The sequence below is a fragment of the Thainema salinarum CENA647 genome (genome assembly GCF_057732415.1).
The window spans coordinates 19,089-45,267 of sequence record NZ_JBYJZJ010000022.1; the positions used below are offsets into that span (position 1 = coordinate 19,089).

Below are 26,179 nucleotides of genomic sequence, written 5' to 3' on the forward strand. Positions count from 1 at the left end.
CTAAAGTGTGCTCAACATTTTAAATATATTCATTGCTTACAGGGTAGCGCAACACCCTGCTGTAAACCCCATCCCTGAGATATAAACTTACATTTTGACTTAAGCGAGATCACATGCTCCGGTCACCATTCCTCGTTTCGTCGCTACAGGAAACGATATAAGCTGTTTTACGGCGTCTGTTTCGATCCTTCACGCACTATGACCAGAATTAACGACAACTATCTGAAACTGAAAGCGGGATATCTGTTTCCCGAAATTGCTCGACGGGTGAATGCTTTCGTTGAGGCCAACCCCGACGCACCGATTATCAAACTGGGCATTGGCGACGTTACCGAACCACTGCCCGCAGCCTGCCGCTCCGCCATGATCAAAGCGGTAGAAGAAATGGGCAATCGTGACACCTTCAAAGGCTATGGCCCTGAGCAAGGCTATCTGTGGCTGCGCGAAAAGATTGCCGCCCACGATTTTCAGGCGCGGGGCTGCGATATTGATGCATCTGAGATTTTTGTGTCGGATGGGGCTAAATGCGATACGGGTAACATCCTCGATATTTTTGGTAAAGACAACAAGATTGCCGTCACTGATCCGGTTTATCCCGTTTACGTCGATACCAACGTGATGGCAGGTCACACAGGCGAAGCCAACGACAAGGGCGAGTATGACGGATTAGTGTACTTGCCGATTACGGCTGAAAACGGCTTTACGGCAGCGATCCCCAGCGAAAAGGTTGATCTAATCTATCTCTGCTTCCCCAACAACCCCACAGGCGTGGTTGCCAGCAGAGAATACCTGAAGCAGTGGGTCGATTACGCTAAATCGCACGGTTCGATCATTCTGTTCGACGCGGCCTACGAAGCGTTCATTACCGATGACGCGATTCCCCACTCGATTTATGAAATTGAAGGGGCACGGGACTGCGCGATTGAGTTTCGCTCCTACTCCAAGAATGCTGGCTTTACGGGTACGCGCTGCGCCTATACCGTCGTGCCCAAAGGTTTAATGGGTAAAGCGGCTGATGGTTCCGATGTAGAGCTACACAAACTTTGGAATCGCCGTCAATCTACCAAGTTCAATGGTGTGTCTTACATCATTCAGCGGGGGGCAGAGGCGATTTATTCTGAAGCTGGACAACAGCAGACGAAAGAACTGATCCAGTTCTACCTAGAAAACGCCAAGATCATTCGCGAAAAGCTATCGGATGCTGGTTTGACCGTCTACGGCGGTGTACATGCACCGTATATCTGGGTGCAGACGCCCAATGGCCTATCGAGCTGGGACTTCTTTGACAAGCTATTGCAGGTTTGCCATGTAGTCGGTACGCCCGGATCAGGCTTCGGTGCTGCCGGAGAAGGCTATTTCCGAATTTCGGCCTTCAACAGCCGCGCCAATGTGGAAGAAGCGATGAAGCGAATTACGGAAACGTTCAAGGCGTCATAACGGTTCTAATCAAGAGCCCAAAAGGTAAGCGCTCTGGGCGCGCTTGCCTTTTGAACTCTTGATCAATTTCGTTAGTTTATTCAATGCCCCAGATGAGCTGAATTAGGCGACCGACTAGCCAGCCCAGCAGGGCATACACAATCATCGCCACCAGCAGGTTGACATCGAAAATTGACGCGCCACCACCAAATGTGGGGCTAATGAACAGCGTTGAGAACGGTGCCACAAAGGGAGCGGAAAAGTCGTATATGACTTGGGCAAACTGATTATCTGGATTCGCACCAAACAGCCGCAGGAAGAAGCGAATGAGCAGCAGAACCTCCAGCGCACCGACGAGAAAGTAGATAATTGCGATCGCACGATCCACGACCGTTTGCCGACGAGCAACGGCTAATCGCTGTTCTTCGCGCGCTAGCTGCTGCTCTTCGCGCTCTCGCGCCCGCAGTTGCTGTTCACGCTGATAGTCCGGATGATAGTTGCCAGAATCCATGTATTCAGGATCTGCAACATTGGGCGGATGATCAGCGCGATTTTGATAATTGGGATTGTAATTCGGATCGTTATAGTCGTTTTCCCGATCAGTTGGATGATTTGCCATCAATCAGTCTTCAAATATTAAGAGCTCTAAAATAGCGGAACTTAAATATATAGGTGCAGAAAATACCTATAATTCCCTGCCTAAAATAGCGAGCAATTCGATTTGCTTCAACTACTCTAGGTTAGATTTGGCTTACGTTATGTAAAGTCTGCCTAGTCTGCTACTGCGCCGACGATTGCGCTTAGCACCCAAACCGAAACACCAATAGCGGCCACGATTATCAGCAGAAGCAGGCCAATTAAGACGAGGGCAAAGGCTCGATCAGCTCGGCGACTGGTTCTGGGGTTAGCCAGATGTTTCTCCAGCAGGCGGACATTGCGAGCATTCGCTTTCCAGGCAAAGTCAAAGAAGTCTCCAACAAAGGGAATCGTACCCACTATTACTTCCAGCAGTACGTTCCAGACCATCCGGATCATTGCGCTGCGCGGCATTCCCAGCAGTGCTGCTTCCCAAATAATGTAGGCCGAAATCAGTCCCGTCACCGTATCACCACCACCCGGCAACAGACCAATCAGCGGATCAACGCCAAATCGATAATCCGTACCCGGAACTGCGATCGCATTATCTAGTAGGTGGCTTAACGCCCGTACTCGCTCAAGCCCAGAGCGCTGTCTCGGTTCAACTGGAGACGGATCGGGTGAGTGGGGTGGCTGCATGGGGTTCATCAATGGGTTTAGTCTTTAGCATCTGGCGTTTGGTCGTCGATGTATTCTCGCCAGCGGATGATTTTGCCGTCTTGAATATCAACTGCGATCGCATCTTCGGCGATATCGACTTTTCCGGATTCGCTATTTGTTTGTCGCCACGTCCATTCCAGCATGGCGCGATTGCCAGCAACGATAATGTGGTGAATCTCAATCTGAATCTGATCGTTCGTGGCAGCGAACTCTTCTAATAGAGACTGAATTTGGAGTTTACCCTGCGATCGCGTTCCAGGCACAATTAATTCCCCATCGTCAGCAAAAAGGCTCATCAGCATCGCCACATCCTTCTGTTCCCAAGCCTGCTTTGCCGTCTCAATTAGGGTTTGAATCTGTTCAGAGATCATTGATCTGTCATCTTTGTCATCTACAAGTGAGTGCAGTCCCATTATCCCGGCTGATTACCTCGATGCCAGTCTTTTGTCTTCGGCAGCAAAATGCTCCATACTCGATTTTGGTGCAAAATTGAGGTATGCCCGATCCCGATTCTGAGAAAAATGTAACAATTTATTTATAGTTGCCGAGCATATATCCTGATTTTCATGACCTTAATTCGTGTACCAAAACCTTGGCAAATCGAGCGACAACCCATCACAAGCGAAACGGCTTTTATAAACCGCCGTCGCTTTATGAAAGGAGTGATCAGTACAGGGATTGGAGCAGCCGCCTTGCCGTTAACGGGCTGCCAGCGACAGCCCGATGGAATGGATTCAGAGTTACAGAAGACGTTACGGACTCCTGCGTTACGTTCTATCCCGACAAATGCCGATTTTGCCGATCCAGGCCGTCCCATCACTGAACAAATTTACGCCAGCAGCTACAACAACTATTACGAGTTTGGCAGCACCAAGCAAATTTGGCGCAAGGCACAAGACTTACCAACCGAAAATTGGCAGGTAGAAGTCACAGGACTCGTCAATAATCCCCGCATTTATGACAAAGACGATCTGACACGGACGTTTAAATTAGAGGAGCGTATCTATCGATTTCGCTGCGTTGAAGCCTGGGCAATGGTCGTGCCCTGGATTGGATTTCCTATGCGTGCCCTATTAGAAGCCGCCGACCCCAAACCACAGGCCAAATTTGTTCGCTTCACCTCTTTCTACGACTCCCAAATTGCCACTGGTCACTGCTTGGCCACCTTCCGCCTACATGCCCTGGCCCTATACCGAAGGGTTGCGGATCGAGGAAATGGCCAATGAGCTGGCCTTTTTTGCCGTGGGCATCTATGGACGCGAACTGCCCAAACAGCACGGTGCGCCAATCCGCATGGTGCTGCCGTGGAAATATGGCTTCAAAGGCGGAAAGGCAATCGTCAAAATCGAATTTATCGAGGAGCAACCCGCCACGTTTTGGAATACTCAAGTCCCCAACGAATACGATTTTGAGGCCAACGTCAATCCCAACAAGCCTCACCCCCGCTGGTCACAGGCTGAGGAGCGAATTGTCGGCTCAGGCAGCAATCCCTATCTCTGGGAGAAGCAGCCAACGTTGCTCTACAACGGCTACAGCGAATACGTTGCAGATCTCTATACGTAGAATCGCTACACATGGAGATTCTCATCCAACAGAGAAATAGTTAGGAGACAGGGTAGTTTTCAACGGAAATGCTGGTTTGTTGTATAAGCAATGCCCACACAACAAACCAGCATTTCCTGAAGATCACTATCGGGAAAAGTATGTAGTGCGTATTTCCTCTAACTACTTCTCTGGATGTTTATTAGACCTTATCGGAAATTGTTTTGTAGCGCGGCTCCGCCGCGCTACAAAACAATTTCCAAACCCAAAAACTTTATTTCCAATAAAGTCTATTCATGTCAAATTACTCATAACCATCTGTTTTTTTCATGACTTGGCAATATTTACTGCATCATCTAGGACATTGGCGTGGCTCATTTACTCGCCTATCCCCCTACGGAGAACTCAATGAAGATATTCCGTCTCTCGTCACATTAGACGGACTCGATGACAACACGAAAATTCGCCAAGTTGTGCAGCATTTTGACCCTCACACTCAAGCTGTCACGTATGAAAAAGTACTGGAATATGGCTCCCTCAGCCGCAGTACCTTAATTTTTGCAGATGGCTCATTTTCCCAAGGTTCCATGCAGCTTGGCCCCTTTGATACCTTTGGTGCTGAGTTTGGCTTTGTCGATTGCGATCGCAGATTGCGACTTGTGCAGCTCTTCGAGTCCGGCGGCACCTTTGATCAGATCACGCTCATTCGAGAACATCGCGAGGGCACCCCAGAGCCCCAGCGCGTCGATTTAGCAATTGACCAACTGCTCGGTACCTGGCAGGGGGAACTGACGACAATTTATCCTGATTTGCGATCGCCCACCGTCGCCACGTCAACCTTGCATCTGGCCCGCAACGACAATCAAATCCAGCAAACCTTACACAGCGAGGGCTTCAGCCTCTCTACCTCCGCCAAACTCGACGGCAATCGACTTCTATTTGAAAGCGGCACTCAAGTCCTCTTCCTACCTGATGGCGCATCCTCAACCTGTCCCCTGCAACTGCCCAAAGGACGTCCCTTTCAAATCGAAGTTGGCTGGCTCGTTGCCCCCGATCGTCGCCTGCGGATGATCCGCCGCTACGATGCCCAAGGCGGTTGGTCCAGCCTGGTTCTCGTCAAAGAACATAAAATCGGCTAGCGATCGCACTTTAACAGATCCACAAGCAAAGCCGGATTATTTTTAAGGCAAAAATGGATATTGTACGATTTGCCTTAAAAATAATCCGGTTTTCGACAGGGCACTCACCACGCAGCACCTGCTATTCCTCTGCCCAGGCATCTTTCCAAAGCGTTGCCTCGGTGGGCACTAAAACCTGTCCATCGGCGGTGCGAGAACTGAGACTATAAACCAACGGGACCAGCCCCATCGCAAAAGAAGCGACAAGCACCAACACAACGGTTGCAATTTTGTCGTCAAGCTCGTCGGCACGGGTTTGTTGATGATGTCTCATGATGGAAACCCTTTCGGTACACTCATTTGCTTCAAAACGGATCGGCACAAATCAGCATAGATACAGGTTGAAGCAACAGCATTATTTTAATTTGAGAACAGTATTAGATATTACACTTTTCAAGAAAGTTGACGATTTTCATGCGGAAAACGCATAAATTTGATGCAAATCTAGGATTTAATCAGTAATTTTCAAAACAATGACTAAAAGTCTGCAACAGGTCATGATGCGCTGCAGCAGAATGCCTCAAAAATATAGAGCAACGCAATTATCAAACCTGCGATCGCGCCTGCATATTCGTTCAATCGCTAGACGCATATTGGATTAAATGTACTATTATCTAACTCGGCAGTGCAGTTAACCCTCCCTACAAACCCAACTCTCTCTACAATCCTCAACTCTTTCTCCCTTTTTACACTCTCTACAACCCTTGACAGCCCCTCCCCCAATGTATCGATCTGTATCAAGTGATTTAAATCATGCCCAGCATCATTTACAATCACGCATCGCTCGGTGATCCGTCACGGTAGAAACTCACTGCATTGTCTATCGTGAAGATAGGTTGGATTGGAAGCGCGATCGCAACATTCAACTAACCCAACCCGTCATCATCATCAACCATTCCCGCTACACCAAGGAGTTCCCTATGAATCCCCAATCTTCCAAGGAAATTACCCTCACCAATGGCAACACCGTTCGGCAAATTTTCACTCAATCCGGTTTATCCGTTGGCGGGTTTCTACTGCTGATTATCTTGCTTGCATGATAGCTAGATGATGGCTACTCACTTGTTAAGCGACTCCCGCCATCACCTTGTCGATACTCTCTTTCACCGATGCGGCTGAGACATGTAGCGCTTCAAGCTCAGCGTCTGACAGATTGAGTTCCACCACGTTATGTACACCCTGGCGGCCCAAACGACAGGGAACGCCCAGGAACAAATCCTTCAACCCGTACTCTCCCTGCAAGCAAGCAGCCACAGGCAGCAGATGAGACTGATCAAGCAAGATTGCTTCCAGCATGACATACACCGATGAGGCCGGGGCGTAGAATGCGCCGCCGGTCTTCATTAATTGCACCACTTCGCCGCCACCGTGCCGAGTGCGCTCCACCAACCGTTCAATCGTCGCTGCGTCCATCAATTCAGTAATCGGTACGCCGCTGACGGTAGAGTAGTGGGCCAAGGGCACCATCAAGTCGCCATGACCACCCAGCACCATCGCTGAGACATCAGCCGCTGGTACTTTCAGTTCCCAGGCGATGAATGATCGGAAGCGGGCCGAATCGAGTACACCCGCCATTCCCATCACTCGGTTACTTGACAGCCCACTCACTTTCCAGGCCAGATAGGCCATCACGTCTAAAGGATTGGTAACGACGATCAGAATGGCATTGGGCGAATGTGCGATCGCATTTCGCGTCGCTTCAGTGACGATGCGCGCATTCGTCAGCAGCAAATCATCGCGATCCATGCCCGGTTTACGGGGCAGTCCTGCCGTAATCACCACCACATCCGAATCAGCGGTATCGGCATAGTCGTTTGTGCCAACAATCGTGCGGCAGTGGCCTTCTAGTCCTTGGGCTTCCATTAAGTCCAGGGCGATGCCCTGAGGCCGACCTTCGATAATATCGAGCAGCACCACATCGGCCAGCTGTTTCTCTGCAAGGCGCTGCGCCAGGGTACTACCCACATTCCCTGCGCCAATTACTGAAACACGAGGAATGAAGCGAGATTGAGACATGGAGGGAAAAATCATGTTGGCTACCACGAAAGATTTTGGTGTGAATCTATCGCGCGATCGCAGTCAGCCTTGGGTCTAGAGACTTGAATGTTCAGCAGTACTGCATCGCAGCACTGCCGAACATTCAAATCCAAGCTCTAAATTTCCCTAGTCTTTGAACTCCTCAAGCTGGTCAAGTCTTAGCCAGATGTTGGGGGTTGGCGTAATCCCAAACTTCACCAGCGCATAGTCATCACGGGTGTCGAGGATTTCACCAGGAGTTTCAAACAGATAAGGAGGAAATCGGTTATCGCTGGCTTTAGCTTCTACGCTGCCTTCTAACTGCTCGCGAATCACGCGTACCATACTTCCTTTTTTAACCGCCATAAGCCTCGTTTGTGTGATTTCTTATTGGTTCTTTCAGCATTGTAAGCTGCTTTAACACAAACCTTTACGACTCCTGCGCTGGATTGCTGAATATCCGCATAGGCATTTAATCCAAAGGGGCATTTTGCTGCCGCATCGCAGCAGCAAAATGCCCCTTTGGGGTTAATTTTGACGTTGACACTGAGGACAAAAATGGGCCGAACGTCCCGCTAGCTTAATGCGCTCAATGGTGGTACCACAGACGCGGCAGGGAGTGCGATCGCGACCGTAGACCCAAGCGAGGCCGCCGTAGTTGCCGTTTACGCCTTGAATATCGCGGAAGTCGCTAAACGTCGTGCCACCCTCACCAATGCTGGTTTCTAGCACTTCGATGATCGCGGCGTGCAGTTTTTCAAGCTGAGCGGACTGCAACTCACTCGCCAGCGTCAGAGGATGAATGTGGCTCATGAATAGCGCTTCGTCGGCATAGATATTGCCAATGCCAGCAATTAACGATTGTTCGAGCAGGGCATTCTTAATCGGGCGGCGGCGATTTTTGAGTACGCGGCTGAAATAGTCCAGAGAAAACTCATCAGATAGCGGTTCAGCTCCCAGCTTTTGCAGTCCAGTAATCACGCTTTCGGGCGCTTGTCCGGGCGGCACCCACCACATGCGACCAAACGTGCGCTGATCGACAAAGCGGAGTTCTCGCTGTGAGTCGAAAAAAAGGCGAACGCGGCAGTGTTTCTGCACGGGTTCATCGGGATCTAACCAAAGTAGCTGTCCGGTCATCCGCAGATGAATACCCAGCCAGCCAGCCGTTTGCCCCTGCCGCTGGAGCTGAGCTAATAGGTATTTTCCGCGCCGATGCCAACCGCTGATCGCTGTACCGACTACTCCATTCACAAATTCGGTCGGCACGGCAGGATAGGCAACGGTGCGATCCAGCAGCACCTCGCCCTCGCTAATTGATTGATCAAGAGTGACAGCTTCTAAGCCGCGCCGGACGGTTTCGACTTCGGGCAGTTCAGGCACAATGATATTTAACTATTAAGAAATGTGAATAAAATAGGCATCTAGATAACAAGATCCAGATGCCTATTTTGTAAAGAAAGTTGAATAACAAGGCGTTATTTACTTACCTTTCTTTTTCGGTGGTGCAACTTCAACAAGCTCGCTTTCGGCGAAGTTGTTGGTGTTGACTCCGGCATAGTTGACGTTACCGAATCGAACAATCACGGGATACTTGATGCCGCTCTGATCGACGGTGGCAACTGTGCCGACATCCTGGTACCAGAAAGACTCTTTACGCATGACCCGGACTGTGGAACCGCGTTGAACCATAACTGTTTCCCTTTTGAGTATTAATGCAAATCATTACAATGATTGTCTTTCAGAGTACTACTCTAACGGCTATCTATAGTCAGTTTTTGGTTTAAGTTTTGTTATCACGCCGTTGATTATTGCTAGAACGAATCTAGTATCCAGCGCTACATTCGATTTGGGTCTGTTGATGTTCATCGTGATCCAGCAAAGTCAAATTCGAGTTCAAAACGTTTTGAGGTTGCATGGTTAAGCACATTCGGCATGCGTGGGTTCAATCGCTCCAACAGCAACCCGCGATCGCAGTTATTCGGGCAGAGTCTTTTCAAACTGGATGCAGCATGGCTCAAGCGGTTGCGGCGGGTGGACTGCGCCAGATTGAAATTACCTGGAACAGCGATCAGGCGGCGCTGCTGATTGAGGAACTGCGGCTGCGGTTGCCCCACTGTCAGATTGGCGCTGGCACACTGCTGACGGTGGAAGATGTGGAAACTGCGATCGCAGCCGGGGCGCAATTTTTGTTTTCGCCTCATACGCAACCAAAGCTGATTGAAACGGCAGTTGCTCAATCGATCCCAGTTATTCCCGGAGCCCTATCACCGACGGAAATTGTGACGGCTTGGCAGGCGGGCGCAACCTGCGTCAAGGTCTTTCCCGTGCAGTCAATGGGCGGCGCGGCATATATTCGCAACCTACAAGGCCCGCTAGGGCAGATTCCGCTGATCCCCACAGGTGGCGTGACCTTTGATAATTTGGCAGATCTGTTGCAGGCAGGTGCGATCGCGGTTGGCTTGTCGAGCAGCTTATTTCCCAAAGCCGCCCTCCAGCAGCAGGATTGGGCACAAATCACCGACCGAACTCAAGCCCTTGTGCGGCAGCTACAACCCTTTACGTCCACTGCATCTTGTGTGCAAGGATAGATCTCTGGTACCAGTTCTATAAATTCGCGCTATGGATGAGTTGAGCACTGAGTGCAAGAAACGCCTTGCTCCTCTCGCCTCACGCCTTACTTTTTGAGTGCTGAAGAAGTAGCTGCTATTTAAGGAAATGACATGATGCCTGATTGCAGAATAGAAATCGGTAAAAGGGTACATTTCACTTGATCCCAAGGCAGGGTTATTCTGAAATTTGTGATCTGGTGAACGATGAGAATGCTGAAAATTCTGTCATACTGCCTGCGATCGCAAATTATAGCCATCGCCACTTTGGTTGAGACATTTACGAACTCCAACGTTTAACCGTTGGAACGCTTTCAGAGTCTTCCAACGTTCTGACCACTGAAGAACAGCTCACCGGCTCTAAACACGATTGATATTGGTACAGCGATTTAAGCGATATTTTAGGGAGATTGACTTATGTTTTGGCGTCGTCAAGCACCTGAACCCAGTAGTTCTCAAACCTATCTCAGTGCCGAAAGCGAATTTCAGGGCAGCATCAACACGGGAGGAGATCTCCGCGTAGACGGCATTATCCACGGCAACGTATCCGTCGAAGGCAATATGGAAGTGTCTGAAACTGGCCTAGTGGAAGGCACAGAGCTTCATGCTAGAAATCTAACTATTCACGGCGTCGTCAAAGCTCGCATCATTGTGCAACAGCGACTGACTCTCAGCAAAACGGCCCGACTCCAGGGCGATGTCAACGCTAATTCGCTCAATATCGAACCCGGTGCATACTACATCGGCTACATCACGACAACGGATAACAAAGCGCTGCCCGGTACGCCGGAACTGCAAAACTTTGCGCCCGAACCGCAAGAGTATATGACCGAGTCACCACCCTTCCACATTGACGAACCCAGAGCTAACGGCTACGCAAATTAGTCACGTAAGGGCGAATGGCATTCACCCCTACAGTTGGCGAATCGATTAAAGTCATGCTCCTAAGGATTGCGAATTAAATAGCCTGTAAACCGTTCCATCCGTAGGGACACGGCATTGCCGTGTCCCTACCCCAAAGATTGCACCTTATTAAATCCGCGTTGCTAAGCGTTCTAATCGCTATTCGTCAATCAAGCAGCCGTCGCGCTTAATTCATTGATAAGCTGAGAGGGTAATTTTTTTCGCAATCTCACAACTTAGGCGGTATGGGCAATACATTCGGTCATCTGTTTCGGATTACAACCTTCGGGGAATCCCACGGGGGCGGAGTCGGCGTGGTGATTGATGGCTGCCCACCACAGCTTGAAATTTCAGAAGCCGAAATTCAGTTTGATCTGGATCGGCGACGACCGGGACAGAGCAAAATCACGACGCCCCGCAAAGAAACCGACACCTGTGAAATTATTTCCGGCGTGTTTCAAGGCAAAACGCTCGGTACGCCCATTTCCATCTTGGTGCGCAACAAGGATACCCGTCCCCAGGACTACAGCGAAATGGCCACCACCTATCGCCCCTCCCATGCCGATGCCACCTACGATGCCAAGTACGGCATTCGCAATTACCAAGGTGGTGGGCGCTCCTCGGCACGGGAAACTATTGGTCGCGTCGCCGCAGGTGCGATCGCAAAAAAAATTCTCAAGCAGGTCGCCGGAGTGGAAATCGTCGGCTACGTCAAGCGCATCAAAGATATAGAAGGACTGGTTGATCCCGATACGGTCACGCTGGAGCAGGTGGAAAGCAACATCGTCCGCTGTCCCGACGCTGACTGTGCGGAGCGGATGATTGACCTGATTGACCAAATTCGGCGTCAGGGCGACTCCATTGGCGGCGTCGTGGAGTGCGTGGCGCGCCGCGTACCCATAGGCTTAGGCAGTCCCGTCTTTGACAAGCTGGAAGCGGACTTAGCAAAAGGCGTCATGTCGTTACCGGCCAGCAAAGGCTTTGAAATTGGTTCCGGCTTTGCAGGCACCTTGATGACGGGCAGCGAACATAACGACGAGTTTTACCTCGATGAGCAGGGCCAAATTCGTACCCGCACGAACCGCTCCGGCGGCGTGCAGGGCGGCATTGCCAACGGTGAAAACATCATCATTCGCGTTGCCTTCAAGCCCACAGCCACCATCATGAAAGAGCAGAACACCGTCACTAGTGAGAAAGAAGAGACGACGCTAGCTGCCCGTGGACGCCATGATCCTTGCGTGCTACCCCGCGCGGTGCCAATGGTTGAAGCGATGATGGCGCTGGTGCTGTGCGACCATCTGCTGCGCCATCAGGGGCAATGTTCGGTCTTCAGCTAATTTTTTTGTAAAAAGCGGGCTACGCATTCTTTTCCCTCTCCCTAAATCCCTCATCCCAGGCTTGGGAGAGGGACTTTGAAGGTTTGGCTCCCCTGCTCCCGTTTTGGGAATAGGGGATGGGGGAAGAGGGCAAAATTCAGCATTACAGAACAAGGATGTCTGCTAATCAGTGGGCATCCTTTTTGCTGAGCGGGGTAAGACAAATACTAAAAAAAATTGCAACGCTGACTCAAAATGTATGATCCCCAACTGCGATCGCACTGAATCGGACATATCGTGGCAACGGTGAAAAATCGGATAAATCCAGATTGAATTTTCTGAAGCTTAAAATCTCCAATCGCTTGATTTACTTAAGTCAGGAACCTCCCACACCCAAGGTAGTCCTGTGTTAAGAACAATGAAGAGGACACCGAAAATTAGTGTTTCTTTAATTATCTATGTGTGAGTGTGACGGAGGAACTGACCATGAATGAACCATCAACCCGCTTGCTGCGAGACGCCGTAATTGCGATCGCTCTTCTAGTTGCTGCCCTATCCGTTGAGCATCTCGCCAACGCCGTTAATGCACCGGATCAAATTCCAGCCCAACCCACCCAATCAGCACCCCAGCCAGAACCAATGACAAGCTCCTAGCCAGGAACATACCATCAACTATCAACTAACTCCCTTGAGGAATGGAGAGCAACGGAGCAGGGGCGCTTTTTCTGAAGCAGCAGTTTATCTGTGCCGTGATCAACTAATCGGCACCCAAATTTCTTCTCAATTCGGCCCACCGTTGCCCAAACTTGGTAGCTTAGTAGATGGCGCATTTCAGACAGCTGAGGAAATAATACTGTGTCTGTTCGAGTTCGTATTGCACCGAGTCCAACCGGAAATCTACACATTGGCACAGCCCGGACGGCTGTGTTTAACTGGCTGTTTGCGCGGCATCACGGCGGTCAATTTATCCTGCGCATTGAGGATACCGACGAGTCGCGATCGCGCCCAGAGTTTACCCAAAATATTTTGGATGGCCTCCAGTGGCTGGGGCTGAACTGGGATGAAGGCCCGTTTTACCAAACGCAGCGGCTAGACCTCTACAGTCAGGCGATTCAAACCCTGCTGGATAAGGGGTTAGCCTATCGAGCCTATGACACACCTGAAGAACTAGAGGCGATGCGGGAAGCCCAAAAAGCCAAGAACCAGGCTCCCCGCTACGATAACCGTCACCGGAATCTAACTCCAGAGCAGCAGGCGGAGTTTGAAGCTGAGGGCCGGGAAGCGGTGATTCGCTTCCAGATTGACGACGATCGCGAGATTGTCTGGAACGACCTAGTACGCGGTCAGATGACCTGGAAGGGTTCTGACCTGGGTGGCGACATGGTGGTTGCCCGTGCGGCCTCTGGCGGCAAAATTGGTCAGCCGCTCTACAACCTGGCGGTGGTGGTGGATGACATCGATATGACGATCACCCACGTGATTCGGGGGGAAGACCATATCGCCAATACCGCTAAGCAGATTCTGCTTTATGAAGCTTTAGGCGGAAATGTTCCAGAATTTGCCCATACGCCGCTGATCTTGAATCAATCTGGCCAAAAACTCTCGAAGCGGGACGGGGTAACGTCGATTTCTGACTTTCGGCAGATGGGTTTCACTGCCGAGGCATTGGCGAACTACATGACCCTACTGGGCTGGTCGCCACCGGATTCCACTCAGGAGCGGTTTACCCTTGACCAAGCGGCAGAGCAGTTCAGCTTTAACCGCGTGAATAAGGCAGGGGCCAAGTTCGACTGGGACAAGCTGGACTGGCTCAACAGCCAATACCTGCACAAACGGTCGGCTCAGGAAACCCTGGAGTTAGTGGCTCCCTACTGGCAAGAAGCAGGTTATGAGTTTGATCTAGAGCGCGATCGCAGTTGGCTGGAACCGCTAGCGGCGATGATTGCGCCCAGTCTGACTCGTTTACCGGATGCCGTGGAACTGGGTAAGTTTTACTTCACCGAGCAAACTGGATTCAGTGAAAAGGCAACCGAGCAGCTTCGGCAAGAGGGGGCTGACAACGTTGTGCAGGGAGTTCTAGATGCGATCGCAGGTGGTGCCGCTCTGCAAACCAACGATGATGCCCAGGCCATCATCAAACAGGTCGTCAAAGACCTAGACGTGAAGAAAGGTTTGGTGATGCGGACGCTGCGGGCAGCCTTCATGGGCGACATGCAGGGGCCGGATCTGGTTGAATCTTGGCTAATTCTGCATCAGCGAGGCTTTGATCAGTCACGCTTGAAGGCCGCGCTAGCTGAGGCTCAATCAGCAGCCTAATTCAAATTCATTTCCCGTAGGGGCAAAGCATTCTGCCAAAAATCTATAGGCATTTTCTCAAGATGTTTACAGAATGCTTCGCCCCTACAGAGGAATCGGGTTTTAGAAATCGCATTGCTTTGAAGCGAGCGGTATCAACATGGAACTTTTTACCCGGATCTTCCGTCCCGGTAATCGCTGGCAGTAACAGACCCAGTTCAGATTTTCCAATAGAATGCTTTCAGACTAGGATCTGTTGCGTTTACTGAGAGTAGTGAGTGGTGGGTATGGCTGGTTTACGTTTCAAAATTGGATTATCGGCAATAAGTGCAATAAGTGCGATCGCACTTATTGGTTCAAGCAGTGGTTTCTCTACTCCTGCCGCTGCTCAGCAACTCCAGCAAACCAACACCATCTTTGAAAGCGTCAGCCTCTCCCCTGGCTTTAACCGTGATCCGCTCACTGTGCGCGGGATCAGTGGTGGCCCGCTGACCGCAGCCGATTTAGCCGAGCGCTCTGAGACACCAACTGGCCCCTGCGTCGGGTTTGTGGATGAAGAACCTGACCACACGATGGAGCTTGGCGATTTCTTCGACTACCTCAGCTTGGAGGTTGAGAGTACAGAAGACACGACGCTGATTGTGCGTGGTCCCGGCGGCACCTGGTGCAACGATGACTTTAACCGCACCAATCCCGGCATCGCAGGTCAATGGCTCTCCGGCACCTACCAAATTTGGGTCGGCTCCTACCGCGATGAAGGCTACTACCCCTACGTCATCCGCATCAGCGAAACGCCTTAGGTAGTGCGAATCAAATAGCCTGCTAATCATTCCATCCGTAGGACACGGCAATGCCGTGTCCCTACCTAGAGGATTTCACCTGATTAAATCCGCGTTCCTAAGATTTAGATCTGCAAAACCTAACTCAATCAGAATCCTGATGTTTGATCTGTGTAGCGAACATCAGGATTTTGTTTTGTTGCCCGATTTTGTACGCAGTGACCTAAATCTCCGTCTAACGCCCACAGCAAAGCTCCCCTGCTCCCCTGCCCTTCTGCCCCTAACTCCTTCACTCCCTATCCCCTGAGCCGTCATTCACTCCGACCGACTCGGTAAACTATATAAAGAACGAGCCAAATCGATTGCAGTGCTGAATTTATGGAAATGTAGAAGCCAGTTGCTCGGTTTATGAGCATTACGTTAAATTTAGTTAAGATAGATTCTAATGATTCAATTTAATTCACCCCGATTTGATATCTGGGTGAGCAGATTGGAGATATAGAACACCTTAATGAGAAGGGTTTAGAACTTGCTTATGATTGCGGCGATCTAACTATGGATTCGCTAGCGGTATTGAAAACATAACAAGTTAAATGTTTGTATTTGTTGATTCAGAGGCCACCCCGCTATGAAATTTTCTTGGAGAGTTGCGCTGCTCTGGGCGTTACCGATCCTGGTCATTGGGTTCTTCCTATGGCAAGGCACATTTTCCGGAACAGCGGCCAATATGGGTCGAAACGCAGCCAACAGCCGCATGACCTACGGTCGATTCTTGGATTACTTGGATGCTGGTCGGGTTACGAGCGTTGACCTATACGACGGTGGACGCACCGCCATCATCGAAGCAGCCGATCCAGAGATTGGCAATCGAGTCCAGCAGTTCCGTGTTGATCTACCCGGCAATGCACCAGAGTTGGTATCTCGCCTAAGAGATTCTCACATTAATTTGGATTCCCATCCTCCGCGCAACGATGGCGCAATTTGGGGACTACTGGGCAATCTGATTTTCCCGATCCTGTTGATTGGGGGTCTGTTCTTCTTATTCCGTCGCTCCAGCAATGTACCGGGTGGGCCTGGACAGGCGATGAACTTTGGTAAGTCCCGCGCTCGTTTCCAGATGGAAGCAAAGACCGGCGTAATGTTTGATGACGTAGCTGGCATCGAAGAAGCTAAGGAAGAACTACAGGAAGTTGTCACCTTCTTGAAGAAGCCTGAGCGCTTTACAGCAGTCGGTGCCCGCATTCCGAAGGGTGTGCTATTGGTTGGCCCTCCTGGAACGGGTAAGACCCTCCTTGCAAAAGCGATCGCAGGTGAAGCTGGAGTTCCCTTCTTCAGCATCTCCGGTTCTGAATTTGTGGAAATGTTTGTCGGTGTGGGTGCGTCCCGCGTCCGCGACCTGTTCCGCAAAGCTAAGGAAAATGCGCCCTGTATCATCTTTATCGATGAGATTGACGCAGTTGGTCGTCAGCGGGGTGCAGGCATCGGTGGCGGCAACGACGAGCGGGAACAAACGCTCAACCAGTTGCTGACCGAGATGGACGGCTTTGAAGGCAATACCGGTATTATCATCATCGCCGCCACCAACCGCCCCGACGTACTAGACCAAGCACTCCTCCGTCCCGGTCGTTTCGACCGTCAGGTCACTGTGGATGCGCCCGACATCAAGGGTCGCCTCGAAGTTCTGGAAGTTCACGCTCGCAACAAACGCCTATCTGACGAAGTGTCCCTAGAAGCGATCGCACGTCGGACTCCAGGCTTCACGGGTGCTGATTTAGCGAACTTGCTAAATGAGGCCGCTATCCTGACGGCGCGTCGTCGTAAAGACGGCATCACCATGCTTGAAATCGACGATGCGGTCGATCGCGTCATCGCCGGTATGGAAGGAACACCGCTGGTTGATAGCAAGAGCAAGCGCCTGATCGCCTATCACGAACTGGGCCACGCCATTATTGGCACCGTAGTAAAGGATCACGATCCGGTACAAAAAGTGACGCTGATTCCTCGAGGTCAAGCTCGCGGTTTAACCTGGTTTACGCCGAATGAAGAGCAAAGCTTGATTTCACGGGCTCAGCTGATGGCCCGGATTACCGGAGCACTGGGCGGACGCGCCGCTGAAGATGTCATCTTTGGCGATGCTGAAGTCACGACTGGCGCAGGCAATGACCTCCAGCAAGTTACCAGCATGGCGCGTCAGATGGTGACTCGCTTCGGGATGTCGGACTTGGGGCCACTGTCTCTAGAAAGCCAGCAAGGCGAAGTCTTCTTAGGTCGCGACTTGATGACCCGTTCCGAGTACTCGGATGAAATTGCGGCCCGGATCGATGCTCAAGTTCGCTCTATCGTGGAGCACTGCTACGAAGAAGCTAAGCGGATTGTCCGGGAAAACCGCGTCGTGATGGATCGTTTAGCCGATTTGCTAATCGAGAAAGAAACCATCGACGGCGAAGAGTTCCGCCAGATTGTGGCTGAGTACACTGAGGTTCCTGATAAGGATCAGTTCGTACCTGTTCTCTAAGGAAGCGTTGCTGAACGGCTTCTAGTCCCAAATAAAGACCCAGAGTTCTTCGTAATAAGGATTCTGGGTCTTTGCTATTTCTCACCACCCTAAAATATCGAGCAAATGCTCCGCCCGACCTAAGAGCATAAGAGTGAGCTAAAATACTTTTATACAGACCTGTCTACATAAGTTGATCAACGTATTATTTCAAATGGCTCGTACCCAATCCTCTCGCTCGTCTGCCCGCGATCGCATTTTAACTGCCGCTTCTGAACTGTTTTATCGGGAAGGGGTGCAAAACGTTGGCATTGACCGGATCATTGCCGAGTCGGGCGTCGCCAAAATGTCGCTTTACAACCACTTCAAATCGAAAGATGCATTGATTGCGGCTTGGCTGCAAGAACGGGATGAGACGTGGCGCACATGGTTTCAAACCACGGTTGAGCGGTTGGCGATGGAACCTTGCGATCGCATTTTGGCTGTATTCGATGCGCTGCATGAATGGTTTGACCAGCCGGATTTTCGTGGCTGTGCGTTTATTAATTCGACAGTGGAACTAGCTGACCCCGATCATCCCGGCTATCAGGTTTGCTTGGAGCACCAGCGAGCCATTCAGGATTATCTATACGATTTGGTCGAGGCCGCCAATTTAGCCAAGCCAGAAACGCTGACTCAGCAGTTGCTCATCTTGGTAGAGGGCGCAATCGTGGTGGCCATGATGCAACGCGATGTCGAGGCGGCAATACGGGCCAAAAACGTAGCGGCAATTTTAGTTGAACAGCATCAGACGCAGGGGCGGGTTTAGCTGATAGATCAGCTTAGACCGATACGTTGGTCACAAAACCCGCCATTACACGCGATGACGATACCCCGTCGGTAGGGGCGGGTTTAGCTGATAGGTTCAGCTTAGACCGATACGTCGATTTCAAAACCCGCCCTTACAGGCAACGGACAATGTTCCGCAAACCGTCCCGAGTTGGATTTCGATAGTCTTAAATGTAAGAGCGTAACAGTTGAATCATGGCGGCAACTGCTGACAACGATGCCGTCTCATTCGGCGTATGATAATCCGTGGTTGGAATTTGCAGCGTTGTGCCGCTGATCGCGCCATCGGTTGCGGCAATCAGGCGACCCATTTCCGTTCGTCCCAGTGAGTAAGGTTTGGGGCGCACCTGATTTTGAGCCGCAATGTAGTCATCTTTATAGCCGTAGGTAATCCCTAACTGCTCACAGCGGTCAGCTAATTCTTGAGTAATCTCCTGCGCAAAATCAGCACTGGCATCCTTGCGACGCAACGTCACCTGTTGAGCATCTGCGGCTTCTCGGCAGTGATAGGGACTGGTATCTAGTACGATTAACCGCTGAGTTGTTAGCCGATAGCGCTGAAACCAAGACAGTGCATAGCGCCAACTGCGCCCCGATTCTTCTTGCGCGGTGAATAGAGCCGTTCCCTGAAAGCCGCAGCGGAATAGAAAGATGAGCATCGCCGCACTGATCACATTATCCAACTGGGCCGAAATGTAGCCGTCGTTAAACTGGAGCCGATCTAAAAACGCGATCGGCGTACCCGGCTGCAAATGCTCTAGACCATCGACTTCAAAAATTAAATTGCGTCGCTCAGGGCAGATATAGGATCGTGTAATCATCCCCTGCCCCAAATACGTTCCGGTATAAGGTAGATGCGCCTGTACCCGCTGCCCCTGGAAGCGATTTTCAATCGTATTTAGCATCTGTTCAGAGACTGAATCACCCGTCAGTTCGCCCTGATTCCCAGCGATAAAGGCTGCATACTGAAACTCGTTTGGCCCCGTACAGAGCAAACCGTGACGGTCGATATGGGCAGATAAATACAGATCATCAGGCCGACTACCCTGCGCCACCAGTACCCCATAGTAATAGTTGACCTCGACGCCAACCTCTTCTAGTTCGCGGCTCAACACCCGAAAGAATGCGTCCTCGCTGCCCACAACGGCAGGTTCTCGGATGAGCTGCTGCAAAATTTCAATAAAATCGCTCAGTTCCGCTATCCCGGAGCCAATTTGGCCGTTATTGCAGACCATATGCTCGATCACTAGGCTGAGAGGACTCATCGTGGTACCGCCTTGTCCAAACGAAGGTAGAGAAATTGAGGGATTCGGTCTAACGCACGGTGCTGGTCAGTAGGCTGCAAGTGCGATCGCACTTCTCAGCGAACTTCAACAACTCCAGCAAACTTCAAACCATTACACCCTAAACAGCAATGCGCTTTTAGTAGACTGCAATACAGTTTTTCTCTGACAGCCAAATAGGTGTTTAAACGTAGGTATTTATAATCTGCGCTAATAAAAGATGATTTTGTGGCGAAAAGCGCTGTATTTCTCCTTTATACAGGGTTTTGCAGTGGGGTGGCTATGGGGGATTACGGGAGGAGCGGCTGCTCGCCCTTGGAGGACGTTTAATCTTGGCTTCTTATCCGTAGTTTGTAAATGACAAGAACCTGAAGTCGGCAACATTTGCTAAGCTGATAAGCCGCTGATGCTAAATACCGTCCGAAGTAACAAGAGAGACTGTGATGACGCTACCGAAGATCCAGGCGATTTATACCGATGGAGCCTGTTCCGGCAATCCGGGAAAGGGAGGCTGGGGCACTGTCGTATATTTCCAGAATGGTGATCGACAGGAACTAGGTGGCTATGAAGCTCAGACCACTAATAATCGAATGGAAATGCAGGCTGCGATCGCAGCTTTGGAATATTTTGCCAAGTCAGGGCAAACGGACGGGATTACGCTCTACACTGACAGCGAATACGTCAAAAACGGCATCACAAAATGGATTAAAGGCTGGAAGAAGAAAGGCTGGAAAACCTCGTCCGGTAAAGCCGTACTGAATCAGGATTTATGGGAAACCCTGGATAAACTTAATAGTCCGGCGGTAACGTGGCAGTATGTGCGGGGCCATGCGGGGAACGAAGGCAACGAACGCTGTGATGCGATCGCACGCGCCTTTAGCCAAAAGCGCACCCCAGATTTACGCCAAGTTGCACCTGCGAAGGCGTTGGTCACGGCTGCTGCTGAGGTCGATGCTGCCGCTGAACAATTTTCTCCTGTAACCCGTGAATTCGTTGCCGACACAGCAGACGGAAAACTCAACCACAGGGTACAATCCAGCTATTCTGGCGATTCAGAAACAGACGATTCAGAAATAATTGATATGCAAGCGATAGGGGGTGAACTGGCAATGAGCGAAGCGACGGCAACAACTGGATCAAATAGTTTCGATACTCTGCCACGCGAAGTCCGGGTCGCTCATGTCCGTAATCTGGTGGATACGCTTCACATGGCCGACGATATTGCTAGTCAGGGCTATTTAATTACCAGTGCCGAACTAGCCGATTTGATGGATGTCAATGCCAGTGCCGTCACCAGTCGCGGTGATAACTGGGTCTGGCGCAACTGGGTGGTGTCGCGGGTGCGGCGAGAAGGCAATCAGATCCTCTGGCAGCTTGAACGCATTGATTAAGATCCACTAAGAGCCTATCCGAAAACCTCAGATGAGCGAAATGTGATGACCGCACTGGCAAGTTGTAAGAACGCCAGATAGTTTTCGGGCTTCTTCTCCCAGCGGATCAACAGACGGCGAAACCGATTCATCCACGAATGAGTCCGTTCGACCACCCACCGTCTGGCCCGATAGTTGGGAATGTCGTGAATCACTAGGTCACCCTCGTTTTGAGGCGGAATATGCCCTTGATAGCCCCACTGCTTGAGAATCTGGCGCACCGGGTGATAGTCGTAGCCGCGATCCAGACAGAGATGTCTTGATTCCTCGTCCTCCACATCCGGTGGCACCAGCGGTTGAGCCTCTAAAGTTACCTCAACAAGTTTCATGTCATGCCGATTAGCGGGTGCGAGCACAAAGGCCAGTGGGATGCCGTTGCCATCGGTTAAAACCGAGCGCTTGGTGCCCAACTTGCCACGGTCAGTCGGGTTGGGGCCTGTCTTTTTTTCCCCCCAGTGGTGCTTTGACCATCGCACCATCCATCGATTGCCAATGCCAGTCCACTCCTTGAGTGCGGGCATACTCCATCAATCCCGCCTGCCAAAAGCGAGCAAACGTGCCGTTGGTTTGCCACTCTTGAAAGCGGTCATGCACCGTACTGGAGGCCCCTAAACACCGAGGCAACGCATTCCACTGACAGCCGGTGCAAAGGATGTAAAAGATCGCATCTAAGGCTTGGCGATCATCCATGCGAGGGCGGCCTCCCTTAGGCTTGGGTGGCTCCTCTGGAATCAGAGGATGCAGGCGCTCCCACAGCTCATCGGGCACCCGATAACGAGGGTCAATTTCGACGGTTGAACGAGGAGGCGTCACGGTAGACATCTGGGACTGCTCCTATGGCGACACCTTCACCTTAAGCACTCATCTCTCGAACAACATCGGTTTTCGGATAGGTTCTAAGTCATAACTTGTTGATGAAAGCTGCGATCGCACTATAGAAATATTCCAAACGAACCTGAATAATAGAGACTCAGTCGTTTACGGAATAGAAACTCATGGGTCGCGCTGATAAAGTTGTGCTGGCATATTCTGGAGGTGTAGATACCTCCGTATGCATTCCCTATCTCAAAGAAGAATGGGGCGTGAAAGAAGTAATCACCCTGGCAGCCGATCTAGGTCAGGGCGATGAACTGGAACCCATCCGTCAAAAAGCGCTCAATTCGGGCGCAAGTGAATCTCTGGTAATCGATGGTCGGGCCGATTTCATTAAGGATTACGCATTTCCCTCCATTCAAGCCAATGCGCTCTACGAAAATCGCTATCCCTTGTCAACCGCGTTGGCTCGACCACTGATTGCCAAAATGCTAGTAGAAGCCGCTGAGAAGTACGGTGCTGATGCTGTTGCCCACGGCTGCACCGGAAAAGGTAATGACCAGGTTCGCTTCGACGTTTCCATTGCGGCCCTCAATCCAAATATCAAGGTACTCGCTCCCGCGCGGGAATGGGGCATGAGCCGCGAACAAACTATTGCCTACGGCGAACAGTTTGGCATCCCCACTCCCGTGAAAAAGTCCTCGCCGTACAGCATCGACCGCAACTTGCTCGGTCGCAGTATCGAAGCTGGCCCGCTGGAAGATCCCTGGTATGAAGCCACCGAAGAAGTGTTCGTCATGACGGGTTCCTTGGAAGATAGCCCTAACGAGCCGGAGTATGTCGAAATCACCTTTGAGAAAGGTATTCCAGTTGCCGTTAATGGTGAAGGACTGGATGCGATCGCACTGGTCACCAAGCTGAACGAAATTGTCGGTCGGCACAACGTGGGCCGCATCGACATGATCGAAAATCGCCTGGTCGGCATCAAGTCGCGGGAAATCTACGAAGCGCCAGCGCTGATGGTGTTGATTCTGGCCCACCGCGATCTGGAAAGCATGGCCCTCACCGCCGATGTCACCCAGTACAAGCGGGGCATTGAGCAAACCTACAGCGAAATTGTCTACAACGGCCTCTGGTACAGCCCGCTCAAGTTGGCACTGGATGCGTTTATTCAGCAGACCCAAGAGCGGGTAAGCGGCACCGTGCGAGTGAAGCTGTTCAAGGGCAACGCCATGGTGGTCGGTCGCAAGTGTGACAATGCGCTCTATTCGCCTGAGCTAGCCACCTACAGCGATGACGATATGTTTGACCATAAGGCGGCTGAAGGCTTCATTTATGTTTGGGGCTTGCCGACTCGTGTGTGGTCAGAGAAGACTCGCTCTTAGGTTCGCGAATTCAGGCACTTGTGCCCTTGACAGGCACTGCAACCAGAGGGCTAGACACTTTTTAAACCGTCACCTGAGTTTTTCGTTTCCGCGATAGGCGATTTAGACTGCTATCAGGTGTGAGGAGGAACGCAGAAAAAGGCTCTGGGGGTCGAAACACGGACAGACTCCCTGGAGCCTTTTTTTGTTGCTTATGCTGTTGTGCTGATCTTAGGAACAGTTATTCTGCTTCACTAAAGCTAAAGAGAAACGGAACGCTGCTATTTTTATCACCACCCGTTACTAGCACTCTTGGCATTTGAGCGCCGCCTTCTCGCCATGCTTCAATCGCTTCTTTTTGGAGAACTAATTCTCCTCCTTGCGCTTTCAATGTTTCCGCTAACAAACGCTGAGCTTCTGCTTTACCTTTTGCTCGATTAATATCAGCTTGGGCCTGTTGTTCTGCTTCTTTAGCAACGTATACCGCTCTACGAGCGCGTTGTTCTGCGATTTGTTTTTCTTCGACTGCGCGAGCAAACTCAGGTGAAAAATTCAGATCAACCACACTAGTATCAAGTACGATGATGCCGTATTTTTCTAGGCGTGCATTTAGAGCCATATCAAAGTCTTGTTTAAGCTCATTTCGCTGAGTAATGGCTTCTTCGACTGTACGCAATGCTGCCGCGATTTTGAAGGACTCTTGGGTCTGGGGAGCAATGATTTTAGCAACGATATTTTGCAAAGTTCCCTGAGTTCGTCTAATTTTTACGACCTCTGTTGGATCGAGCCGAAAGTTAATGGCAAAGCTAGCAGACAAATTTTGCAAATCTTTGGTGGAGCTTTGAGCCGGAACTTCAAACTTTTGTACTGTGATGTCGTAAACATCAACGGTTGAAATCAGCGGGGGCTTAAAATGGACACCTTCGAGTAGAGGAGCGTTTTGTGCTTTACCTAAAATACTCAGTACGCCAGCCTGTCCAGGATTGACGATAATTACGCTACTGGCGGCAACAATGCCAACCACTGTAACGACGATCGCAAGTGCGATCGCTTGCCAGCTCACTTGTTGTTGATTGCTCAACGGTCTATTTCTCCTTACGAATCAATTAATCTTCCAAGTAGCTAATGAATAAATACCTATCTAAAAATCGGGGAAGCGCCCCGGAGGAGCACTCCCCCGATTTTTAGATGCGTTTATTTATGCCAGTCTACTTACACTTGAACAAAAACTTAAAAGTCGATACTTTATCGCCGCAATGCAGTGACAAAATACCGACTTCTAGGTTTAGAAAATGCACAATATTAGCTGCTTAACGAGATCTAAATTTACTGATCTACTGATCATTGGGTAGCCCAATCAACTCACCTTGACCTGCCACAACTGTGCCAATCACGTGAGCATTGATCCCTTGCTCCACCAACCAATCAATTGTGACTGTGGCATGGCTAGCTGGAACAATGAGGACAAACCCGATTCCCATGTTAAAGGTGTTGAACATTTCTGACAGCTTAACGCTACCTGCCTTAGCTAGCCATCGAAAAACAGGCGGAATTTGCCAGTTTGACAAATCAAGCTGAATACTCTGCTGTTCACCTAAGCAGCGGGGCAAATTTTCCGGCAGTCCACCGCCCGTAATATGAGCCATGCCGTGAATGGGAATACCACTGCGAAGTGCCTGCAAAATGGGCTTCACGTAGATTTGAGTAGGCGTCAAAAAGACATCGCTCAAACTGCGTCCACCCAGTTCATCTGGCCGATCCTCCCACGCAAATCCACCACCAGGCTGAGTGCCCAACGGTGATTCGGCAACAATTTTACGGACAAGGCTATAGCCATTGCTGTGGACACCACTGCTGGGTAATGCGATCGCAACATCGCCAATTTGCACCTGAGCACCATCTAGGATGGCTGATTTCTCCACGATGCCCACGCAAAACCCGGCCAAATCATACTCTCCCGGCTGGTAGAAACCCGGCATTTCCGCCGTTTCTCCACCCAGCAGCGCACAGCCTGCCTGCTGGCATCCGGTGGCAATCCCTTCCACGACATCAGTGAGCTGCTCAGGTTCCAGCTTGCCTGTTGCCACATAGTCTAGGAAAAACAGCGGTTCCGCGCCGCAGGTCAGAATATCGTTGGCGCACATAGCAACCAAATCAATTCCGACGCTTTTATGCTGATTCAACGTATGGGCGAGCTTTAGCTTGGTACCAACCCCGTCCGTTCCTGAAACGAGAACAGGTTCCCGATAGCCAGTCGGCAACTGAAACAGCCCACCAAATCCACCAATCCCACCCAGTACTCCCGGTCGAGTGGTTGCCGATACAAGGTTGCGAATCCGTTGAACGAAGGCGCGACCTGCGACTACATCCACTCCGGCTGCCTGATAATCCATAACGTTCCTGCTTTTCTAGTATGTTTGACCTGCTGTAAACAGAGGCATCTTCAAAAATCATCACCTGAATATCCCTAGCCATCCGATATTGCGGTCGAAATATCCATCCGTTACCCCGATCTATCCTGAAGGCGACCATCAAAAAATGGTTCAGGCCGTGATTCATGTCACAGGTTATCAATATTTTGCATTGCGATCGCAACCCGCTGTAGCCCCCCAAATTGCAG

At 50.7% G+C, this 26,179-nt stretch carries 26 protein-coding genes; 14 read left to right on the forward strand and 12 right to left on the reverse strand.

Annotated elements, in window-relative coordinates; all coding sequences use genetic code 11:
• Positions 1 to 198 precede the first annotated feature (198 nt).
• The gene (locus AC286M_RS06750) at positions 199 to 1,437 is read left to right on the forward strand and encodes an LL-diaminopimelate aminotransferase (RefSeq protein WP_488203641.1); all 1,239 of its coding nucleotides are present in this window, start codon (positions 199 to 201) and stop codon (positions 1,435 to 1,437) included.
• A 76-nt stretch (positions 1,438 to 1,513) separates the two neighbouring features.
• Here AC286M_RS06750 and AC286M_RS06755 read toward each other — a convergent pair whose 3' ends face one another.
• The 3 genes from AC286M_RS06755 to AC286M_RS06765 form a co-directional block, all read right to left on the reverse strand.
• Positions 1,514 to 2,035 (reverse strand): YggT family protein, encoded by a 522-nt coding sequence (locus tag AC286M_RS06755; protein ID WP_488203642.1) that lies wholly within the window; start codon positions 2,033 to 2,035, stop codon positions 1,514 to 1,516.
• Between the two features lie 152 nt (positions 2,036 to 2,187).
• Positions 2,188 to 2,691: a DUF4112 domain-containing protein gene (locus AC286M_RS06760; protein ID WP_488203643.1), complete on the reverse strand. Its 504-nt coding sequence runs from the start codon at positions 2,689 to 2,691 to the stop codon at positions 2,188 to 2,190.
• Between the two features lie 17 nt (positions 2,692 to 2,708).
• The gene (locus AC286M_RS06765) at positions 2,709 to 3,083 is read right to left on the reverse strand and encodes a nuclear transport factor 2 family protein (protein ID WP_488203644.1); all 375 of its coding nucleotides are present in this window, start codon (positions 3,081 to 3,083) and stop codon (positions 2,709 to 2,711) included.
• A 195-nt stretch (positions 3,084 to 3,278) separates the two neighbouring features.
• On the opposite strand from AC286M_RS06765, the gene AC286M_RS06770 reads away from it, so the two are divergent.
• From AC286M_RS06770 to AC286M_RS06780, 3 genes are all read left to right on the forward strand, one after another.
• Entirely contained in the window at positions 3,279 to 3,938 is a 660-nt protein-coding gene (locus tag AC286M_RS06770) for a molybdopterin-dependent oxidoreductase (protein WP_488203645.1), read from the forward strand.
• Positions 3,889 to 4,275: a protein-methionine-sulfoxide reductase catalytic subunit MsrP gene (gene msrP / locus AC286M_RS06775; RefSeq protein ID WP_488203646.1), complete on the forward strand. Its 387-nt coding sequence runs from the start codon at positions 3,889 to 3,891 to the stop codon at positions 4,273 to 4,275. Before AC286M_RS06770 ends, msrP begins: the two co-directional genes overlap by 50 nt.
• A gap of 308 nt (positions 4,276 to 4,583) precedes the next feature.
• Positions 4,584 to 5,393, forward strand: coding sequence for a DUF3598 family protein (locus AC286M_RS06780; protein WP_488203647.1), 810 nt, complete (start codon positions 4,584 to 4,586; stop codon positions 5,391 to 5,393).
• A gap of 121 nt (positions 5,394 to 5,514) precedes the next feature.
• Here AC286M_RS06780 and AC286M_RS06785 read toward each other — a convergent pair whose 3' ends face one another.
• From AC286M_RS06785 to AC286M_RS06805, 5 genes are all read right to left on the reverse strand, one after another.
• On the reverse strand, positions 5,515 to 5,706 hold the full coding sequence (locus AC286M_RS06785) for a hypothetical protein (RefSeq protein WP_488203648.1): 192 nt from the start codon (positions 5,704 to 5,706) through the stop codon (positions 5,515 to 5,517).
• Between the two features lie 791 nt (positions 5,707 to 6,497).
• Entirely contained in the window at positions 6,498 to 7,463 is a 966-nt protein-coding gene (mdh, locus tag AC286M_RS06790; protein ID WP_488203649.1) for a malate dehydrogenase, read from the reverse strand.
• Between the two features lie 132 nt (positions 7,464 to 7,595).
• Positions 7,596 to 7,814: an NAD(P)H-quinone oxidoreductase subunit O gene (locus AC286M_RS06795; protein WP_488203650.1), complete on the reverse strand. Its 219-nt coding sequence runs from the start codon at positions 7,812 to 7,814 to the stop codon at positions 7,596 to 7,598.
• A gap of 162 nt (positions 7,815 to 7,976) precedes the next feature.
• Entirely contained in the window at positions 7,977 to 8,828 is an 852-nt protein-coding gene (locus AC286M_RS06800; RefSeq protein ID WP_488203651.1) for a DNA-formamidopyrimidine glycosylase, read from the reverse strand.
• Positions 8,829 to 8,927: 99 nt separating this feature from the next.
• The gene (locus tag AC286M_RS06805; protein WP_488203652.1) at positions 8,928 to 9,137 is read right to left on the reverse strand and encodes a photosystem I reaction center subunit IV; all 210 of its coding nucleotides are present in this window, start codon (positions 9,135 to 9,137) and stop codon (positions 8,928 to 8,930) included.
• A gap of 224 nt (positions 9,138 to 9,361) precedes the next feature.
• On the opposite strand from AC286M_RS06805, the gene AC286M_RS06810 reads away from it, so the two are divergent.
• The 8 genes from AC286M_RS06810 to AC286M_RS06845 all read left to right on the forward strand — a co-directional run bounded on the left by AC286M_RS06810 (position 9,362) and on the right by AC286M_RS06845 (position 18,649).
• The gene (locus AC286M_RS06810; RefSeq protein WP_488203653.1) at positions 9,362 to 10,036 is read left to right on the forward strand and encodes a bifunctional 4-hydroxy-2-oxoglutarate aldolase/2-dehydro-3-deoxy-phosphogluconate aldolase; all 675 of its coding nucleotides are present in this window, start codon (positions 9,362 to 9,364) and stop codon (positions 10,034 to 10,036) included.
• A 435-nt stretch (positions 10,037 to 10,471) separates the two neighbouring features.
• Positions 10,472 to 10,939, forward strand: coding sequence for a bactofilin family protein (locus AC286M_RS06815; RefSeq protein ID WP_488203654.1), 468 nt, complete (start codon positions 10,472 to 10,474; stop codon positions 10,937 to 10,939).
• 263 nt (positions 10,940 to 11,202) lie between these two features.
• On the forward strand, positions 11,203 to 12,294 hold the full coding sequence (gene aroC, locus AC286M_RS06820) for a chorismate synthase (protein ID WP_488203655.1): 1,092 nt from the start codon (positions 11,203 to 11,205) through the stop codon (positions 12,292 to 12,294).
• A 465-nt stretch (positions 12,295 to 12,759) separates the two neighbouring features.
• Positions 12,760 to 12,927 carry a hypothetical protein gene (locus tag AC286M_RS06825; protein WP_488203656.1) on the forward strand — a complete coding sequence of 56 codons (168 nt, stop codon included), beginning with the start codon at positions 12,760 to 12,762 and terminating at the stop codon, positions 12,925 to 12,927.
• Between the two features lie 201 nt (positions 12,928 to 13,128).
• A complete protein-coding gene (gltX, locus tag AC286M_RS06830) occupies positions 13,129 to 14,589 on the forward strand; it encodes a glutamate--tRNA ligase (RefSeq protein ID WP_488203657.1) in 1,461 nt (486 codons plus the stop codon).
• A 266-nt stretch (positions 14,590 to 14,855) separates the two neighbouring features.
• A complete protein-coding gene (locus AC286M_RS06835; RefSeq protein ID WP_488203658.1) occupies positions 14,856 to 15,368 on the forward strand; it encodes a hypothetical protein in 513 nt (170 codons plus the stop codon).
• A gap of 607 nt (positions 15,369 to 15,975) precedes the next feature.
• Entirely contained in the window at positions 15,976 to 17,862 is a 1,887-nt protein-coding gene (gene ftsH2, locus AC286M_RS06840; protein ID WP_488203659.1) for an ATP-dependent zinc metalloprotease FtsH2, read from the forward strand.
• Positions 17,863 to 18,055: 193 nt separating this feature from the next.
• A complete protein-coding gene (locus tag AC286M_RS06845) occupies positions 18,056 to 18,649 on the forward strand; it encodes a TetR/AcrR family transcriptional regulator (RefSeq protein ID WP_488203660.1) in 594 nt (197 codons plus the stop codon).
• 187 nt (positions 18,650 to 18,836) lie between these two features.
• On the opposite strand, the gene AC286M_RS06850 is transcribed toward AC286M_RS06845, so the two are convergent.
• Positions 18,837 to 19,934: a hypothetical protein gene (locus tag AC286M_RS06850; RefSeq protein WP_488203661.1), complete on the reverse strand. Its 1,098-nt coding sequence runs from the start codon at positions 19,932 to 19,934 to the stop codon at positions 18,837 to 18,839.
• 461 nt (positions 19,935 to 20,395) lie between these two features.
• Between AC286M_RS06850 and rnhA the strand changes: the two genes are divergently transcribed.
• The gene (gene rnhA / locus AC286M_RS06855) at positions 20,396 to 21,343 is read left to right on the forward strand and encodes a ribonuclease HI (protein WP_488203662.1); all 948 of its coding nucleotides are present in this window, start codon (positions 20,396 to 20,398) and stop codon (positions 21,341 to 21,343) included.
• Positions 21,344 to 21,357: 14 nt separating this feature from the next.
• On the opposite strand, the gene AC286M_RS06860 is transcribed toward rnhA, so the two are convergent.
• Positions 21,358 to 22,204 (reverse strand): IS5 family transposase gene (locus AC286M_RS06860; RefSeq protein WP_488203451.1). Its coding sequence is split into 2 segments (ribosomal slippage): positions 21,358 to 21,828 and positions 21,830 to 22,204, totalling 846 coding nucleotides; the frame shifts between segments, so codons are not numbered across the junction.
• A 173-nt stretch (positions 22,205 to 22,377) separates the two neighbouring features.
• On the opposite strand from AC286M_RS06860, the gene AC286M_RS06865 reads away from it, so the two are divergent.
• A complete protein-coding gene (locus tag AC286M_RS06865) occupies positions 22,378 to 23,580 on the forward strand; it encodes an argininosuccinate synthase (RefSeq protein ID WP_488203663.1) in 1,203 nt (400 codons plus the stop codon).
• Between the two features lie 220 nt (positions 23,581 to 23,800).
• Here the strand turns inward: AC286M_RS06865 and AC286M_RS06870 are convergent, their stop codons facing one another.
• Positions 23,801 to 24,622 (reverse strand): prohibitin family protein, encoded by an 822-nt coding sequence (locus AC286M_RS06870; RefSeq protein WP_488203664.1) that lies wholly within the window; start codon positions 24,620 to 24,622, stop codon positions 23,801 to 23,803.
• A gap of 271 nt (positions 24,623 to 24,893) precedes the next feature.
• A complete protein-coding gene (purM, locus tag AC286M_RS06875) occupies positions 24,894 to 25,952 on the reverse strand; it encodes a phosphoribosylformylglycinamidine cyclo-ligase (protein WP_488203665.1) in 1,059 nt (352 codons plus the stop codon).
• Between the last annotated feature and the right edge of the window lie 227 nt (positions 25,953 to 26,179).

Coding starts and splice junctions, on each gene's coding strand:
- AC286M_RS06785 (WP_488203648.1), bottom strand. CDS start 5,706: ATGAGACATCATCAACAAACCCGTGCCGACGAGCTTGACGACAAAATT.
- AC286M_RS06805 (WP_488203652.1), bottom strand. CDS start 9,137: ATGGTTCAACGCGGTTCCACAGTCCGGGTCATGCGTAAAGAGTCTTTC.
- ftsH2 (WP_488203659.1), top strand. CDS start 15,976: ATGAAATTTTCTTGGAGAGTTGCGCTGCTCTGGGCGTTACCGATCCTG.
- AC286M_RS06780 (WP_488203647.1), top strand. CDS start 4,584: ATGACTTGGCAATATTTACTGCATCATCTAGGACATTGGCGTGGCTCA.
- AC286M_RS06770 (WP_488203645.1), top strand. CDS start 3,279: ATGACCTTAATTCGTGTACCAAAACCTTGGCAAATCGAGCGACAACCC.
- AC286M_RS06810 (WP_488203653.1), top strand. CDS start 9,362: ATGGTTAAGCACATTCGGCATGCGTGGGTTCAATCGCTCCAACAGCAA.
- AC286M_RS06760 (WP_488203643.1), bottom strand. CDS start 2,691: ATGCAGCCACCCCACTCACCCGATCCGTCTCCAGTTGAACCGAGACAG.
- AC286M_RS06850 (WP_488203661.1), bottom strand. CDS start 19,934: ATGAGTCCTCTCAGCCTAGTGATCGAGCATATGGTCTGCAATAACGGC.
- AC286M_RS06795 (WP_488203650.1), bottom strand. CDS start 7,814: ATGGCGGTTAAAAAAGGAAGTATGGTACGCGTGATTCGCGAGCAGTTA.
- AC286M_RS06865 (WP_488203663.1), top strand. CDS start 22,378: ATGGGTCGCGCTGATAAAGTTGTGCTGGCATATTCTGGAGGTGTAGAT.
- AC286M_RS06765 (WP_488203644.1), bottom strand. CDS start 3,083: ATGATCTCTGAACAGATTCAAACCCTAATTGAGACGGCAAAGCAGGCT.
- msrP (WP_488203646.1), top strand. CDS start 3,889: ATGCCCTGGCCCTATACCGAAGGGTTGCGGATCGAGGAAATGGCCAAT.
- AC286M_RS06815 (WP_488203654.1), top strand. CDS start 10,472: ATGTTTTGGCGTCGTCAAGCACCTGAACCCAGTAGTTCTCAAACCTAT.
- mdh (WP_488203649.1), bottom strand. CDS start 7,463: ATGATTTTTCCCTCCATGTCTCAATCTCGCTTCATTCCTCGTGTTTCA.
- AC286M_RS06750 (WP_488203641.1), top strand. CDS start 199: ATGACCAGAATTAACGACAACTATCTGAAACTGAAAGCGGGATATCTG.
- rnhA (WP_488203662.1), top strand. CDS start 20,396: ATGACGCTACCGAAGATCCAGGCGATTTATACCGATGGAGCCTGTTCC.
- aroC (WP_488203655.1), top strand. CDS start 11,203: ATGGGCAATACATTCGGTCATCTGTTTCGGATTACAACCTTCGGGGAA.
- purM (WP_488203665.1), bottom strand. CDS start 25,952: ATGGATTATCAGGCAGCCGGAGTGGATGTAGTCGCAGGTCGCGCCTTC.
- AC286M_RS06835 (WP_488203658.1), top strand. CDS start 14,856: ATGGCTGGTTTACGTTTCAAAATTGGATTATCGGCAATAAGTGCAATA.
- AC286M_RS06755 (WP_488203642.1), bottom strand. CDS start 2,035: ATGGCAAATCATCCAACTGATCGGGAAAACGACTATAACGATCCGAAT.
- AC286M_RS06845 (WP_488203660.1), top strand. CDS start 18,056: ATGGCTCGTACCCAATCCTCTCGCTCGTCTGCCCGCGATCGCATTTTA.
- AC286M_RS06825 (WP_488203656.1), top strand. CDS start 12,760: ATGAATGAACCATCAACCCGCTTGCTGCGAGACGCCGTAATTGCGATC.